At 43.9% G+C, this 15,090-nt stretch carries 15 protein-coding genes; 7 read left to right on the top strand and 8 right to left on the bottom strand.

Annotated features, from left to right (window positions below; all coding sequences use genetic code 11):
* Positions 1 to 147: 147 nt before the first annotated feature.
* Positions 148 to 2,220 carry an NAD-dependent DNA ligase LigA gene (ligA, locus tag PN499_RS20660; protein ID WP_334311709.1) on the top strand — a complete coding sequence of 691 codons (2,073 nt, stop codon included), beginning with the start codon at positions 148 to 150 and terminating at the stop codon, positions 2,218 to 2,220.
* A gap of 143 nt (positions 2,221 to 2,363) precedes the next feature.
* On the opposite strand, the gene cynS is transcribed toward ligA, so the two are convergent.
* Positions 2,364 to 2,807, bottom strand: coding sequence for a cyanase (gene cynS / locus PN499_RS20655; protein WP_019487750.1), 444 nt, complete (start codon positions 2,805 to 2,807; stop codon positions 2,364 to 2,366).
* A 244-nt stretch (positions 2,808 to 3,051) separates the two neighbouring features.
* On the bottom strand, positions 3,052 to 3,273 hold the full coding sequence (locus PN499_RS20650; protein WP_272034154.1) for a hypothetical protein: 222 nt from the start codon (positions 3,271 to 3,273) through the stop codon (positions 3,052 to 3,054).
* A gap of 70 nt (positions 3,274 to 3,343) precedes the next feature.
* Between PN499_RS20650 and PN499_RS20645 the strand changes: the two genes are divergently transcribed.
* Both PN499_RS20645 and PN499_RS20640 read left to right on the top strand, forming a co-directional pair.
* Complete coding sequence (locus PN499_RS20645) at positions 3,344 to 3,688, top strand: slr1659 superfamily regulator (RefSeq protein ID WP_272034152.1); 345 nt, start codon at positions 3,344 to 3,346, stop codon at positions 3,686 to 3,688.
* A 110-nt stretch (positions 3,689 to 3,798) separates the two neighbouring features.
* Positions 3,799 to 5,925, top strand: a complete 2,127-nt coding sequence (locus PN499_RS20640) for an ATP-binding protein (protein ID WP_272034150.1) — start codon at positions 3,799 to 3,801, stop codon at positions 5,923 to 5,925.
* Positions 5,926 to 5,996: 71 nt separating this feature from the next.
* Here PN499_RS20640 and PN499_RS20635 read toward each other — a convergent pair whose 3' ends face one another.
* The gene (locus tag PN499_RS20635) at positions 5,997 to 6,125 is read right to left on the bottom strand and encodes a hypothetical protein (protein WP_272034148.1); all 129 of its coding nucleotides are present in this window, start codon (positions 6,123 to 6,125) and stop codon (positions 5,997 to 5,999) included.
* Positions 6,126 to 6,206: 81 nt separating this feature from the next.
* Here PN499_RS20635 and PN499_RS20630 point away from each other — a divergent pair, with 81 nt between their 5' ends.
* Together PN499_RS20630 and PN499_RS20625 are read left to right on the top strand one after the other, a co-directional pair.
* Positions 6,207 to 6,407, top strand: coding sequence for a hypothetical protein (locus tag PN499_RS20630; protein ID WP_272034147.1), 201 nt, complete (start codon positions 6,207 to 6,209; stop codon positions 6,405 to 6,407).
* A 39-nt stretch (positions 6,408 to 6,446) separates the two neighbouring features.
* Positions 6,447 to 9,425, top strand: a complete 2,979-nt coding sequence (locus PN499_RS20625; protein ID WP_272034144.1) for a PAS domain S-box protein — start codon at positions 6,447 to 6,449, stop codon at positions 9,423 to 9,425.
* Between the two features lie 175 nt (positions 9,426 to 9,600).
* On the opposite strand, the gene PN499_RS20620 is transcribed toward PN499_RS20625, so the two are convergent.
* From PN499_RS20620 to PN499_RS20605, 4 genes are all read right to left on the bottom strand, one after another.
* The gene (locus PN499_RS20620; protein WP_272034157.1) at positions 9,601 to 10,059 is read right to left on the bottom strand and encodes a VOC family protein; all 459 of its coding nucleotides are present in this window, start codon (positions 10,057 to 10,059) and stop codon (positions 9,601 to 9,603) included.
* Positions 10,060 to 10,333: 274 nt separating this feature from the next.
* On the bottom strand, positions 10,334 to 10,819 hold the full coding sequence (locus tag PN499_RS20615) for a glutathione peroxidase (RefSeq protein ID WP_007353842.1): 486 nt from the start codon (positions 10,817 to 10,819) through the stop codon (positions 10,334 to 10,336).
* A 45-nt stretch (positions 10,820 to 10,864) separates the two neighbouring features.
* Entirely contained in the window at positions 10,865 to 11,383 is a 519-nt protein-coding gene (locus tag PN499_RS20610) for a DUF1499 domain-containing protein (protein ID WP_272034142.1), read from the bottom strand.
* Positions 11,384 to 11,590: 207 nt separating this feature from the next.
* A complete protein-coding gene (locus PN499_RS20605; protein ID WP_272034140.1) occupies positions 11,591 to 12,514 on the bottom strand; it encodes a DMT family transporter in 924 nt (307 codons plus the stop codon).
* 188 nt (positions 12,515 to 12,702) lie between these two features.
* On the opposite strand from PN499_RS20605, the gene msrA reads away from it, so the two are divergent.
* Positions 12,703 to 13,179: a peptide-methionine (S)-S-oxide reductase MsrA gene (gene msrA / locus PN499_RS20600; RefSeq protein WP_272034138.1), complete on the top strand. Its 477-nt coding sequence runs from the start codon at positions 12,703 to 12,705 to the stop codon at positions 13,177 to 13,179.
* 411 nt (positions 13,180 to 13,590) lie between these two features.
* Here msrA and PN499_RS20595 read toward each other — a convergent pair whose 3' ends face one another.
* A complete protein-coding gene (locus PN499_RS20595) occupies positions 13,591 to 14,199 on the bottom strand; it encodes a TetR/AcrR family transcriptional regulator (RefSeq protein ID WP_272034136.1) in 609 nt (202 codons plus the stop codon).
* A gap of 108 nt (positions 14,200 to 14,307) precedes the next feature.
* Here PN499_RS20595 and PN499_RS20590 point away from each other — a divergent pair, with 108 nt between their 5' ends.
* Positions 14,308 to 15,054, top strand: a complete 747-nt coding sequence (locus PN499_RS20590; protein ID WP_272034134.1) for a 3-oxoacyl-ACP reductase family protein — start codon at positions 14,308 to 14,310, stop codon at positions 15,052 to 15,054.
* Positions 15,055 to 15,090: the final 36 nt, after the last annotated feature.

Genomic DNA, 15,090 nt, shown 5'->3' with positions numbered 1-15,090 from the left:
CCCAGAGGGCGGCGTTACAAAAATTTGTAAGGTGGGCGCTCGCTACAACCATCTATTGCTATAAGAAATTGCTTTTCGCAGCGAGCGCCCACCCTACCCCTACCCTTCATTGTGTCCATCTATTTAATTTAAAATCTAAAATTGATTATGATGCCAGAAGTTCAGCAACGAGTCCAACAATTGAGGAAACAATTACAGGAAGCTAGCTATGCTTACTATGTTCTGGATACGCCAATTATGCCAGATGAGGTGTACGATCGCCTCTATCGCGAACTACAAGAACTAGAAACCCAACATCCCGAATTAATTAGCCTTGAAAGTCCCACTCAGCGAGTTGGAGAAAAACCAGCAACCCACTTTTCCAGCGTTAGACATAATATCCCTCTCTACAGTTTAGAAAATGCTTTCAATATTGAGGAATTTATCAAATGGGAGGAACGTTGGCAGAGGGGAATCGGGACTAATGAGGGGGAATTGGCAACAGGAAACACTCTGGAATCAAGTCAAAAAACCTCCCCAGTCTCCAAATATGTTTGCGAATTAAAAATCGATGGTTCTGCTTTAGCCCTAACTTATGAAAATGGTATTTTAGTTAGGGGTGCAACACGCGGAGATGGCGTTACTGGTGAAGAAATCACCCAAAATGTCAAGACAATTCGCTCGATACCACTGCAACTACAATTAGAAGATTGTCCACCATTGGTAGAAGTTCGAGGAGAGGCTTTTTTATCCTTAGCTGTGTTTGAAGAAATCAATCAAGAACGAGAAAAATCTGGCGATTCCCTATTTGCTAATCCTCGCAATGCAGCCGCAGGTACATTGCGGCAATTAGATTCAAAAATTGTGGCTAAACGACGCTTAGATTTCTTTGCTTATACCCTACAAATACCAGGTAAAGAAGATATTGAGGTCGCAGATACTCAGTGTAAATCTTTGGAATTATTGCAACAAATGGGGTTTAAAGTCAATCCCAATCGGAAACTTTGCCTTTCTTTGGATGAGGTTCGCGAATATTACGAATATTGGGATATCGAACGGCGAAACTTGCCTTATATGACGGATGGAGTTGTTGTTAAAATTAATGATTTACGATTGCAAAAACAACTGGGTTTTACTCAGAAATTCCCCCGCTGGGCCGTCGCCCTTAAGTATCCCGCTGAGGAAGCCCCTACTTTAGTTGAGTCAATCGCAGTTTCCGTAGGGAGAACCGGGGCGCTAACGCCAGTCGCAGAGTTAAAACCGGTGCAGTTAGCGGGTACAACTGTTTCAAGGGCGACGCTACACAATAGCGATCGCATTTTATCCTTAAATATCCACATTGGCGATACAGTAATTGTTCGCAAAGCTGGTGAAATTATCCCGGAAGTAGTAAGGGTTTTACCTGAACTGCGCCCGGAAGGTGCCCAATCTTTTCAAATGCCTAGTTGCTGTCCAGAATGCGGCCAACCGGTGGTCAGAGAAAAGGGTGAGGCAGTTACTCGCTGTATTAATACATCTTGTCCAGCTATTTTAAGGGGTTCGCTGATTCATTTTTGTAGCCGAGATGCAGTAGATATTAATGGCATTGGTGAGAAGTTAGTACAGCAGTTAGTTGATAGTAATTTAGTGCATTCTGTGGCAGATATATATGATTTAACTGTGGAAAGATTGATGAATTTAGAAAGAATGGGCAAGAAGTTAGCAGATAAATTAGTTGGGGCAATTGCGGATTCTAAGACTCAACCTTGGTCGAGGATATTGTACGGTTTAGGCATTCGTCATGTTGGTAGTGTTAATGCCGTATTATTAACAGAAAGGTTTCCCGATATCGAACAGTTAGCAGCAGCATCTGCGGCGACTATTGAGGGAGTTTATGGTATTGGCCCAGAAATTGCCCAGTCTGTATATCAATGGTTTCAAGTACCTGCAAATCAGAATTTAATTGAACGTCTGAAAGTTGCGGGGTTACAACTGAAGTCAGAAGCAACTAGCAACAAGGTAGAAGGTAAAAATTTGTTGTTGGCAGGTAAAGTTTTTGTAATTACGGGAACTTTACCAACGCTGAAGCGAGATGAAGCGAAAGAGTTGATTCAAAAAGCTGGGGGGAAAGTTACAAATTCTGTTAGTGCTAAAACTAACTATTTGCTTGTGGGTGAAGATGCCGGTTCTAAGTTAGAAAAAGCTCAAGAATTGGGCATTGTTCAACTTTCAGAAGCTCAATTATTAGAAATGATTAGTTGATTTTAGATAATTTGTAGGGTGGGCGCTCGCCGTCCAAGCTTGTAACTCATAGCTAGAGATCGTTGAGGCGAGCGCCCACCTTAGCAATTAGCAATTAGCAATTAGCCATTAGCAATTAGCAATTAGCAATTAGCCATTAGCCATTACCACTTCTTATAAGCCAAAAATTTACCAGACATGATGACCTTAACGCGATCGCCTTTAGGATCTTCTTCTTTTTCAACATCAAGAGTAAAATCAATGGCACTCATAATGCCATCGCCGAATTTTTCGTGAATTATTGCTTTCAGAGGCATCCCATACACTTGCATAATTTCATAGAAGCGATAAATCAGCGGATCTACGGGAATAACCGGCTCCAAAGAACCTTTTAACGGTGGTTCTGTTAAGCTTTGAGCTACACTGTTATCTAACCCTAAAACTGATACAATTTTCTCCGCTTCATCTTCAGAAGCAGTAGCTTGACGGTAAAACACCGCCGCAATCCAAACCTCATCGCGCCCGACAATTTTTTCTAACTCACCAAAAGTAATACCCTTAGCTTTTTTAGCAGACAAAAGTTTCTCTGTGATTTCTGAAATTGCCATTAGACGCTCCTGGATAACGGCTAGACTGCATTTTGCACAGACAGAGGTAAGAGTGAATCAAACTAAATAACACTTCCCTGTTAAGGGTTCCCTGAAAGCTGACATTACTATAATTAGATTTTGTTACTATTGTCAATAGCAAAAAAATCTTGATTTTCACATTTTCATATACGGTTGTGTTCTACACTAATAGTATTTGAGCGTGGAAAACAGAAATTGGGAATTGGTTGGGATTTACGCATAATCACGCATATATTGACATGAGAGGCAATTGAGAATTGAATGCCCAGTCAGGAGATGACTGGTCAGCAGTACCCAGCCGTGTTAGTAAGGTAAAGTCTCTAACCTCCTCTGGCTCCTTTCCTACATCTCGGCGCTTTGGCCCCTCTATACCCTCCGGTACGCTCGGCGAAGCCCTCCTGCCCGCAGCAAGAGTTACCAGCAGTAAGTGGAGCTCCAGTAACACCTCAAAAGTCCCCCTACGGACTAAATTACCCATTAAAATCGCAACTCACCTGTGACAACTAGCACGCACTATGGAGATCAAGAGTAAAGATTACTGTATTTGGTACGACAGCGCTACTGAGACAATTACCTGCCAGGGTTCATTCCGGCTGAGTAAAATGGAAGAGTACGCGCCCATCGTGCAGTTGCTCAATGATGTGGCTGACGCACAACCAAAGAAAATTACTTTGGATTTGCGACAGCTAGAATTTTTAAATAGTTCTGGAATCAATATTCTGTCTAAGTTTGTGATCAAGGTGCGCCAGCAAAAGAATATTCAGATCGCGGTACGAGGATCTCAGGAGATACTCTGGCAGGGAAAATCGCTGAAGAACTTGCAGCGACTAATGCCTTCCTTAGAATTGGAACTGGAATAAGGAAGGAAAATGCTGTAACCGAATATAGCGGATAAGCCATACTTAGTAATGAGCGGCAAACAAGAATTAACGCTAAAGACAAACTGCCAGTTCGCAATTACCCAAAACCCATGCAGGAAGAAGAATTGTCAAAGGAACAGCTAATTTTGGAGGTTTTACGTCTGCGCTCGGAAATTACTGAGCTTAAGAGTGAAAGAGCTGACCTGGAAATCTTGCTGGAGACTACTACTGAACACTCCGATCGCGTGGAAGCTCAATTGCAAGGGTTTGCGGAGTCGGTGTTGCGGGAGAGCGAAGAGCGGTTTCGAGCGATCGCCCAAGCCACTCCCGTACCAGTGTCGATCGCTCGCGTGGCCGACGGGAAGATACTCTATGCCAACGCTCAATTTTCTGCTCTCCTGGGTATATCCCTTGAAGACCTGATCGATCGCCATACTCCAGATTTTTACTGGGATCGGAGCGATCGCGAGAAGGTACTCGACGCACTTTCGCGAGACGGGTACGTTCAGAACTGGGAAATGCAAGCCAAAAAAGTAGACGGTACACCGTTCTGGGTAATGGTATCCGTCCAACCCCTGACCTTCAGCGGTCAACCAGCGGCGCTATTTGCCCTCTACGACCTCACTAAGCGCAAAGCGGGCGAACAAGTCCTGCTCAACAGTGAAAGACGGCTCCGCCGTCAGAGTCTGGCACTATTGGAACTTGGCAGAGAAAGGACTCTTAACTCTGGGGATCTCAATGCTGCAATTCGCGAAATTACTGAAACTGCCGCCCACACCCTAGAAGTAGATAAAGTCAGCCTGTGGCTATATAACGATTTTAGATTTGCCGTTCGTTCCACAGAGTCTCAAATAGATTTAGGATTGGGCGTGAGTGCAGATAGCCAAACAGAGGCCAATACTGCTTTGCTGGCAAAAAATTTAGACGAACAGCCTTATTTTGTGAAGTCTAAAAAGCCCAATCTAAAATTAGTTTGCCTCGACCTCTACGAACGTAGCAGCGATCGCCACTGGAACCGTTTAGAAATCTCGACCAGCGATTTGAGAGCTGGCTTTTTAGATACCTCCTTAGAGAATGCTGAGGATCATTTTGGATTGCCTCTACCTGAAACAGTTCTGGCTCAAAACTCTTTAAAGGAATTGTACTCAAAAGAAGCAGAAATGTTCTCTCCTCGGCCTACAGACGGGAGCGCGAACTCATCAACTTTAAATGTACCAATTCGGCTCGGCGGCCAGATCGTGGGCATAGTTTCCCACGAACATATCGGCTCTACCCGTCAGTGGGCCTTGGAGGAGCGCACTTTTGCTGATTCTCTAGCGAATTTGGTGGCCTTAGCAATAGAAGGCTTTGAACGGCAACGAGCGCAGCAGGCACTATCTAAGGCGAAGCAGGAATTAGAACTAACTGTTGAGAATCGCACTGTTCAGCTCAAGAGTGCTAATAAGTTACTCCGATTCGAGATTGCTGAGCGCAAAAGAGCGGAAGTAGCTTTGCAAGAAGCACTGCACAAAGCAGAAGCAGCTTCCAGAGCAAAAAGCACTTTCTTAGCTAATATGAGCCACGAGTTGCGAACTCCTCTGAATGCCATTATTGGTTACAGCGAAATGTTAGAAGAATTAGCCTCTGATGAAGGGCTCGAAGATTTGCTCCCCGATATTCAAAAAATTCGCAGTGCTGGCAAACATTTGCTAACTTTGATTAACGATATCCTTGACCTGTCTAAAATTGAGGCAGGTAAAATGGAACTTTACCTAGAGAGTTTTGACCTTGCAGATTTGGTGGGTGATGTCGTCGCAACTCTGCATCCCCTTGCTCACAAAAACTGTAATAAATTGGAAGTGTCTTGCTGTAGCGATCTAGGAGTAGTGTTCACTGATTTGACTAAGGTGCGGCAAATTCTTTTTAACTTACTCTCTAATGCCCTTAAGTTTACTGAAAATGGAACTGTGCGGCTAAGTGCAACTCGCGAACGGGGTAGCAATAGTGATTGGGTTTATTTATGCGTAGCTGATACGGGTATTGGTATGTCAGTTGAGCAACAGGAACGTTTGTTTGAGGTCTTCAATCAAGGAGATGCTTCGACAACGCGCAAGTATGGTGGTACCGGACTCGGATTGGCGATTAGCCGTCGCTTTTGCCAGATGATGGGGGGTGATATTACAGTGGAAAGCGAGTTGGGGGTGGGTTCTACTTTTACTGTTCACCTTAAGGCAAAAATAGAAAATAAAGTTGAGTAAAGTTAGGAGTTACACCAGAATTGCTTCTCGGAAGCGATCGCTCGCGTTATAATCCCCCTTAAGCAGATTGCTTAGCTGCACTCTAAATAACATTTTTCTCCTAGCTTCTGCCTGATGGCTTCAGCATAGCTGCCTTCTACTATACATCCAAGGCTCGATCCATATTTGGCGATCGCTACCTTCTGTGACCAAGATCCCATCCTGGCTTTGCTATCTATCACAAACCTGCATTTTAGAGGCACCTAAAATATGACTAGCAAGTAGATCGGGAGTGCAGCACCATGACTAAACCTTGCAATCAACCCCTAAAAGCCAACCCTTTTACCGCTGACCGCGATCCCCATACAGGTAAGTGGACTGTAAAAAAGATCGCTGAGCAAAATTACAAATCTGATTCTCACCTTAATCTAGTTCAACCATCAGGATCGAGCGATAAAATCGATGTTAAAAACCATCTAAATATAGGCGTAGCGCCAGAATAAGAGGCTGCCAAATTGTTAAAATCTCAAACTTAAAATTTAATGAAATTTTCGATATCTCACTTCCTAAAATTTTTGTGGGTAGACCGGCCGACTCGCCAGCGGGGGACAATAATTCTTGCCATTCCCGTAACCTGTCTGTTCGCCTCAGTGATCGCCATTGCCTGGGTGCGCGATCGCACTATCAAAACAAGATCCCAGATAGATAAGAGCAACCAGGTACTACTACAAACTGACCGTTTGCTCAAAACTGTGGTAGATGCTGAAACGGGAATGCGAGGTTACGGCCTGACCCAGCGTCCCGAATTTCTAGAACCGTATTTAAAAGCAAAAGCAAATTTGCCTCAATTGCTCCAACAACTCAGAGTCATGGTGCAAGAAAATCCAGCACAGTTACAGCGATTTGAAGAAATTAAAAAAAGTACCCAGCAAGAAATATTTTTTTTGGAAAATACGCTCAAAAATTTTGATAGTTTAGGAAGAGAAATAGAGCTGTCGCCTCAACTAACTAACATTCTGCTCAAAGGTAAATTGCAGATGGATAGCCTACGACAGCAAATTAATAATTTCGTTGTCAGTCAGAAAGAATTCCAGGCTGTTATAGATGAAGAAAGACGGCATTGGATCGATATCACTAATTTTGTACAAATAGGCGCTTTATTTGTCGGTTTGCTTGGCGGCGGAGCTTCCTGGTATTTATTTGACCGTTTAGACAGGGAATTAACAAACCGAGAAGCTAGTTTGCAAGAGAGTAAAACTCGCATTCAAGCAGTGGTAGACAACGCCGCTGATGGTATTCTCACCTTGGACGAGCAGGGTAATATTCAGTCATTCAATCTTGCTGCTGAGAAGATTTTTGGCTGGGAAGGGAAAGAAGTCATTGGTCAGAATCTTAGGAAACTAATAGCTAAGCCTGCTCATGAAGATAGCACGGGTAATTATCTTCAAAACTTTTTAACAATTTCTACTGCAAAACTCAACATTTGTCAGCAAGAAATCCAGGGAATTCGCAAAAATGGGGCAAACTTCCCAATGGAGTTAGCGGTGAGCGAAATGCGGCTAGCTTCTGGACGACTATTTATTGGGATTTGTCGCGATATTACCGAGCGCAAAGAAGCTGAAAAAACCCTCCGGAAACAATCGCAATTGTTGGATTTAGCGAATGATTCAATTACAGTGCTTGACCTGAATGACGAGATTGCTGATTGGAATCAGGGAGCGAGAAGGCTTTACGGATGGCGGAAATCGGAAGTAATGGGAAAGAATATTCACACACTTTTGCAAACAGAATTTCCGGAACCTCTACCAAAAATTAAGGCAGCATTTCTACGCGATGGAGCTTGGGAAGGCGAACTCCTACACACTAAGCAAGATGGTTCAAAAGTAACAGTTGCAAGCCGTTGGACTTTGCAACGGGACGAAGATGGTCTTCCCTTAGCTAGCTTACAAATAAATAACGATATTACCGATCGCAAAATCGCGGAATTTGCATTGCGAGATTCCCAACAAATGTTGCAGTTAGTGATGGACAACATTCCGCAATTTATCTACTGGAAAGACAGAGATTTTATCTATCGAGGTTGTAATCAAAACTTTGCCCGTATTCTTGGTTTAAAAAGTCCCACAGATATCATCGGACTGACAGATTACGATTTGCCTATTCTCGAAGAACAAGCTGAACGTTACCGCGCAATCAGCCGCGACATTCTTGAAACTAATACTCCCCAATATCACTTACTTGAAACTTTTACTTCTGCACTGCCCAATAGCTCGACAATGTGGGTTGATGTTAGCAAAGTTCCTCTGACAAATGGGGAAGATAGTGTAATCGGAATTATGTGTAGTTTCGAGGATATCACCGACCGCAAACAGGCTGAGGTAGCTATTGCTGAAAGCGAGCAACGTTTCCGCTCTACTTTTGAACAGGCGGCTGTGGGAATGGCCCAGACAAATATGGAAGGCAAGTTACTTTTGGTTAATCAAAAGTTTTGCGATATTTTGGGTTACAGTCGGGAAGAACTGCTAGAAAATAATTTTCAGAGTATTACTCATCCAGAGGACTTGAAAATTGAGCTGGCTTATATAAACCAACTCTTAACAGGGGAACTTAATATCTATTCGATGGAAAAGCGTTTTCTCCGCAAAAATGGGGAATTAGTATGGGGTAATTTAACTGTTTCCCTACTACGCGAGCAAGATGGTCGCCAATACTTAATGGCAGTTGTTGAAGATATCAGAGAGCGTAAAGAAGCACAAGAAGCACTGCAAAAACGCGCTCAAGAATTGGCAAAAACAACTAGAATGTTAAGTCAAACCGCGACAGTTTTGAGAAAGCGAAATCAGGAATTAGATCAATTTGCTTATGTCGTTTCCCACGATTTGAAAGCGCCGCTAAGAGCAATTGCCAACCTTAGTAGTTGGATAGAAGAAGACCTCAGCGAAGCGATGACTGAGGATACTCAACATCAAATGAATCTATTGCGGGGTCGAGTTCACCGTATGGAAGCTTTGATCGATGCACTACTACAATATTCCCGCGTCGGACGCATCCAAACAGCCTCAGAAATTGTAAATGTGGCAAGTTTATTAGCAGAAATTATCGATTCTATCGCGCCGCCAGAGAGTTTGAAGGTGGAAGTCGGATCGGGAATGCCAACATTGACGACAGAAAAGGTTTTATTACAGCAAGTTTTGGCTAATCTAATTAGTAATGCAGTCAAACATCACAGCAGCAAATCGGGTTCTGTGAAAATCTCTGTTCGCGACAATGAGGATTTTTACGAGTTTGCTGTAGCAGATGATGGCCCTGGAATTGCTCCTCAATATCATGATAAAGTTTTTGTCATATTCCAAACTTTGGAAGCTCGCGATAAAGTTGAAAATACAGGTATTGGTTTATCGCTAGTGAAGAAAATTGTAGAAAATCAAGGCGGAACTATTAAACTCGAATCGAGTGAAGGTCAAGGAGCAACATTTCGCTTTACCTGGCCAAAACAACCTATTAAGAAAGATGATGAGTAATTTGTTAGTTGTTGGTTGTTGGTTGTTAGTTGTTAGTTGGTGATTGGTGATTGGTAATGGCTAATAGCTAATTACCATCTTCCCCATCTCCCCCATCTCCCTATCTCCCCTATCTTCCCCATCTCCCCCGCTCAAGAGCTCCCCTGCTCCCCCTCTCTTTCCCTAGCCCCTATTTCTATGGATCGCACCTAATTTCTATCATAAATCCATCAGGATCGTAGAAATAGATTCCGCGTCCTGTAGGACGACTAACTGGGCCGCTATCTATGCAAACTTTATGTAAATATAGCACTTCCACTGCACTGTCAAATAATTGGGGATCGATGTCAAAGGCTAAATGATTGGCACGGGTAAAAGCTTGCTGCGGATTTGGATCTGGCGGTTTGAGTTCCGGTTCCCAAAATAGATCGATAACAGTACCGTCGGAGGTAATAAAGTTGGCTACTTTTCCCGCAGTAACTAACTCTTGCAAAGTTGCAGGAACCTCTTCGCCTGTGAGCTCGTGCAGACCCAAAATTGTGCCGTAAAAATGGCGGGATGCTTTCATATCGTGGACATTTAAAGCGATGTGATGTACCCGCCGCAAGTTGCCTGGAACTAGCATAACTGTGGGAGAAGTTTGAGTAGATTGCATCATTATTAGTTTAAAATGTGAGATTTTAAATTGGGTTTAATTTGCGAGAGTTTGTCCGGTATTTCTATTTTTGTTCTATTTTTGTTTAGGGAAAGATGCAATCCCCTGGAACAACATAACGAGCGCACTTATCAGAATGACGAATGCAACCAAACCCACTATTAAGTCTAACGAAGCAGTATTTTCCATTTGATTAATCTCTAACTAGAAATACAGTTAACCGTTAATAGTTAACTAACAATTAACAATTAACAGTTAACAATTAACCCAAAAACTATTTAGCTAATTCCCGCTCAATGGCCGCGATCAATTCGGGTGAGTCGGGAGTCACGCTGCTGCGAAATCTGGCAACTACTTCTCCCTGCTTGTTGACTAAGAATTTCTCAAAATTCCAGGAAACTTCCCCTTTTGGTTCGACCGCTTTGGTAAGCTGAGCGTAAAGAGGATGCTGCTCAGAACCTTTGGCGTGTACTTTGTCAAATAGGTCAAAAGTTACACCGTAATTGATAGTACAAAATTGGACAATTTCTGAGTTCGTACCAGGTTCTTGTGCTCCATAGTCATTGCAGGGAAATCCTAGAATTCGCAGTCCCGCCGCCTGATATTTCTGGTTTAACTGCTCTAACCCAGCGTATTGAGGGGTGTAACCGCATTTGGAAGCAAGGTTCACTATCAAGAGTACCTTACCAGCGTACTCGCCTAGTTGCTTGTCTTCGCCTGCGATCGTTTTTACTTTGATTTCGGAGATAGTGCTGGTCATCTTCAAAGAAGTTGCTAACTTTACTACTACAAATTTTACCTTAATTTAGGTTGAAAATTGGTTGAGTTTGGCTCTCAGGGTTTCTATTCTTTTCCGGTTAACTCCTAAATCAGACTGTCCTAGACGCGAAGCTGAACGGACTTGGATTACCTTTGACTCTTCATCTAGTAAGAATTCAACATCATCAACAAATCCCATTAAAGCGCTAGTGAATTCTGCATACAGGTAATTATTGGTTTCGGTGATGATTTGAGTTTTTGGTAAGGATAAAATTGCTTTCTTGAGGTTGGAAATTGCCTCCGCAGACGTAGAAGTGTATGCCAAAGGTGAAATTTTATGCTCGTTATCTTGACTGAAACTGCTGACACAGTTAGGAGAATTGGGGCAAGGTGCAAGTTGTCCTGACTGTACTCCCAGGTTAGTTGGTCTTTTTCCAGCAAACATTGTATTTTCTCCAGAAATAGCGAGTGTTGTCGCGATCGCGATCGCAGTTACCACTAACAAGGATATAATAATTACAAGCACTTTGTTGAGTAATGACGATCTGGTTTCGGTTTTTTGCATGAATTAATTAAGTTAAATTTGATGTAAACCTCATAAGATTATAGCATTAATTTCACATCTTGTAAACATAGTAGTCAGGACTTACAAAGTTTGAGACCGGAAACCGATTTTATTCTTAGATATCTAGTTGACAATCTTAAAGATTTCGTGAAATCGGTTTCTTTACACAGATTTATTGATAGTCTCTCTGTCCTCATCTTGTTTAATTTACCGCGACTTTCCCATCGCAATTGTCATCGATCCGCCGACGACTAAAATTGCTCCCAAAATGGCAAGAATCGTGAGCTGTTCCGGTGCGATTAGAGTCGGAAAAATAGCCGAAATATTCCAGACTGAAAACAGTGTAACTAAAGGTGTTAAAGCCAGCACTGCACTCACTCGTGAGGCTTCCCAGTGATCCATTGCTTCTGCAAAAGCTCCGTAAGCAATTAGAGTATTTAAAGCACAAAAAAGTAGCATTCCCCAATGTAAAGGGCTGAGTGTAAGTAATAATTGGGGTGCAGCAAAGGGAGTGAATAATATAGCACAGCCCCCGTAGAGAATGAGCATAATACTTGCAGAGGGTAATTTTTGCAGCAGTTGCTTTTGAGCTAGGGCATAAACAGCCCACACTGCGGCTGCTATTACAACTATACCGCTGCCAATTAGATATTGACTTTGTGCTGAAATTAAATTAGTTAATTGCTCGTGAAAGAAGAGTGAAAAGCCGAGGGTTAATACTCCTAAACCAATCCATTGATGTAGAGTATAACGTTCTTTAAAAATAACTAAGGCTCCCAATCCCATCATCACGGGAGCTAATTGGATTAAAACTTGGGTATTAGCGGGTGAAGTTTGGGATAATCCGATTAGAAAAAGCAGGTAGTTAGCTGATAGAAATACAATAGCGATTGCCATCAATCCCATATTTGTCGCCCGCAATTTTTGCAGGTCTGGTAATTGCTGGCGAGCGGCTAAATATAAGGCTAATAGTGCAAAGGATACTAGAAAACGAAACCAAGTAACGGTATAAACATCTAGGGCTTGTAGCGTTACCTTTAAAGCAATGGGCAAAACGCCCCAGAGCGATGCAGTTAAAAGCGATAAGGTCAGACCTAAACGCCATCTACCTGAACTAGAGTGGAGTTGCATTAGTATTTATGAGCCTCAGAGCAGTATTGCTCTAATATTTATTTTTGGTTTAAGATTCAATTTTGCAGTATTTATAGCAAGTTGGCTTCATGCAAATGGGTGATATTATGGGAGTTGTGGTCAAGTTTTGGCCAGCATAGTTGGGTAAGGCAGAAGGCAGAAAGCAGTCGAAGTGTAAAGAGAAAATTATGCTAGAAAAAGCAACATTTGCCGCTGGTTGTTTCTGGGGCGTTGAAGAAACTTTTCGCGATATCAAGGGTGTCGCTTCGACTTGTGTGGGATATACGGGGGGACACTGGTCAAATCCTTGCTATTTGGACGTTTGTGCTAGAATTACGGGTCATGCTGAAGCGGTAGAGGTAGAATTTGACTCTAGTGTTGTTAGTTATGAGCAACTCCTAGAGGTATTTTGGAATTGCCACGATCCTACACAGTTGAATCGGCAAGGATCAGATAGAGGAGAACAGTACCGTTCTGTTATTTTCTATCACAATCTAGAACAAGAGCAAGCTGCGATCGCTTCTAAACGGAAGCTCCAACTCTCCGGGAGATATGATAACCAAATTGTGACAGAAATTCAACCCGCAAACGAGTTTTGGTTAGCTGAAGACTACCACCAGCAATATTTACATAAAAAACGGTATGGGATACAGCCGTCAACATAAACTTAAAACTGAGTAAACGGAGAATAAATTATCTAATTAGTTATTTGTTAGCAATTAAGAAGGGACTAGGGGCTAGGGGCTAGGGGCTAGGGAAAGAGGAAGAGAGGGGAGAGGGGGAAGGTACCAATTACCAATTACCAATTACCAATTATCATCTTTACCTCATTTAAATTAAAAATATTATAAATAGCAACCGCCAAGACCATTAGGGTATTCTAAATCGATCGCACTGTTCGGCTGAGCGATCGCGCCAAAGCCCTTACTTTTATTCTTTTTCCCTTCTTCCCCATCTTCCCCATCTTCCCTTCTTTCTCTTCTTCCCTTCTTTCCCTAGCCCCTAGCCCCTAGCCCCTTCTTTCCCTTCTTTCCCTAGCCCCTAGCCCCTAACCGCCCTGGCGGTTGCTGTACAATCTACTGCGGCCACGATCGCAACGCTGTCTCGACCACCTGCAATAATTCCTCTCGGTTGGCCCCAGTCGCCGCCAGAACTGACATTCCACAATTGACCGTGATCACAAACCGAGCAAGAGCCGCAGGATCGGAGTCAACAGGCAAGTCGCCCTCCGAAATCGCCTGCTCGAAACGCTTACACAGAGAGGCTTCGCTTGAGGTTCGGTATGCAGATAACTCCTGTGCCATTGGGTCTGCCGGATCTCCGCAGGAAAGGGTGCTATGAACCCAAAGACATCCAGGGGGATTGCGCGAATCCGTTCCCAGGTCAACGACTCCCTGCATAATCCGCTCCACAACGCGACGCGCCGTCGGCTCTTTGAGCGCTTCGCGAAGATAGGCTGATGGCCCATTGGTATAGCGATGGAGGGCTTTGCGGAATAGAGATTCTTTGTTGCCAAAGGCGGCGTAGAGGCTTGGGCGGTTGATACCCATAGCCTCCGTCAGATCCGAGAGGGACGTGCCTAAGTAGCCCTTACGCCAAAATACGTGCATTGCCCGATTTAGTGCTTCATCAGTATCGAACTCGCGGGGCCTGCCGATCGCCGCAGTGGTTTTTTCCTGTTTCATACTCAACAATATAATATTTCCTTGACAGTTTCGCGCCCATGCCTTATATCTATACCATCCGGTACAAAACTGGAGCGCAAAGACCATACTTCAACGATAAACAATACTATGAGCCCCAAAAATCTCACAGGAAAGGTGGCATTAGTTACAGGTGGTTCTCGTGGTCTGGGGGCAGCGATCGCCCAACGTCTCGCACAGGATGGCGCAGCCGTCGCCATTACCTATACCAGCTCACCGCAAAAAGCCGATGAAGTGGTGCTCGCGATCGAATCAGCAGGAGGTAAAGCCTTGGCTATCCGCGCTGAAAGTGCTGATGTCGAAGCGGTAAAAAACGCTGTCACCGAGACAGTAAAAGCATTTGGTCGCCTCGATATCCTTGTAAACAACGCGGGCATTGCCGTTATGGCCCCGATTGACGAGTTCTCAATGGATGATTTCGATCGGCTGATAGCGGTTAACGTCAAAGGTGTCTTTGTAGCAACCCAGGAGGCCGTCCGTCACATGACCGAAGGCGGACGGATAATTATGATCGGCAGCGTAAACAGCGACCTTGTGCCGTTTGTTGGAGGTTCCGTCTACGCTTTAACCAAAGGTGCGATCGCCAGTTTCACGCGCGGTCTCGCCCGCGATCTCGGCCCTCGTGGCATCACGGTAAACAATATCCAACCCGGCCCCATAGATACTGACATGAACCCAGCAGAGGGGCCCTTTGCCGATAGCCTCAAAAGCACAATGGCCCTCCAGCGCTACGGCCGCGCCGAAGAAGTCGCCGCTATGGTTTCCTATCTCGCCAGTCCCGAAGCCGCCTTCGTCACGGGTGCGAGTCTGAAGATTGATGGCGGTTTCGCAGCCTAAGCCAGTTAAATAGAACGGTAATGGCTAATGGCTAAT

The organism is Kamptonema animale CS-326 (assembly GCF_028330895.1).
Classification (GTDB): Bacteria; Cyanobacteriota; Cyanobacteriia; order Cyanobacteriales; family Microcoleaceae; genus Kamptonema; species Kamptonema formosum.
Note: the sequence above shows the minus strand (reverse complement) of the source record. Positions and strands in the feature narration are given on the sequence as shown.

Coding starts and splice junctions, on each gene's coding strand:
- ligA (WP_334311709.1), top strand. CDS start 148: ATGATGCCAGAAGTTCAGCAACGAGTCCAACAATTGAGGAAACAATTA.
- cynS (WP_019487750.1), bottom strand. CDS start 2,807: ATGGCAATTTCAGAAATCACAGAGAAACTTTTGTCTGCTAAAAAAGCT.
- PN499_RS20645 (WP_272034152.1), top strand. CDS start 3,344: ATGGAGATCAAGAGTAAAGATTACTGTATTTGGTACGACAGCGCTACT.
- PN499_RS20640 (WP_272034150.1), top strand. CDS start 3,799: ATGCAGGAAGAAGAATTGTCAAAGGAACAGCTAATTTTGGAGGTTTTA.
- PN499_RS20635 (WP_272034148.1), bottom strand. CDS start 6,125: ATGGGATCTTGGTCACAGAAGGTAGCGATCGCCAAATATGGATCGAGC.
- PN499_RS20630 (WP_272034147.1), top strand. CDS start 6,207: ATGACTAAACCTTGCAATCAACCCCTAAAAGCCAACCCTTTTACCGCT.
- PN499_RS20625 (WP_272034144.1), top strand. CDS start 6,447: ATGAAATTTTCGATATCTCACTTCCTAAAATTTTTGTGGGTAGACCGG.
- PN499_RS20620 (WP_272034157.1), bottom strand. CDS start 10,059: ATGCAATCTACTCAAACTTCTCCCACAGTTATGCTAGTTCCAGGCAAC.
- PN499_RS20615 (WP_007353842.1), bottom strand. CDS start 10,819: ATGACCAGCACTATCTCCGAAATCAAAGTAAAAACGATCGCAGGCGAA.
- PN499_RS20610 (WP_272034142.1), bottom strand. CDS start 11,383: ATGCAAAAAACCGAAACCAGATCGTCATTACTCAACAAAGTGCTTGTA.
- PN499_RS20605 (WP_272034140.1), bottom strand. CDS start 12,514: ATGCAACTCCACTCTAGTTCAGGTAGATGGCGTTTAGGTCTGACCTTA.
- msrA (WP_272034138.1), top strand. CDS start 12,703: ATGCTAGAAAAAGCAACATTTGCCGCTGGTTGTTTCTGGGGCGTTGAA.
- PN499_RS20595 (WP_272034136.1), bottom strand. CDS start 14,199: ATGAAACAGGAAAAAACCACTGCGGCGATCGGCAGGCCCCGCGAGTTC.
- PN499_RS20590 (WP_272034134.1), top strand. CDS start 14,308: ATGAGCCCCAAAAATCTCACAGGAAAGGTGGCATTAGTTACAGGTGGT.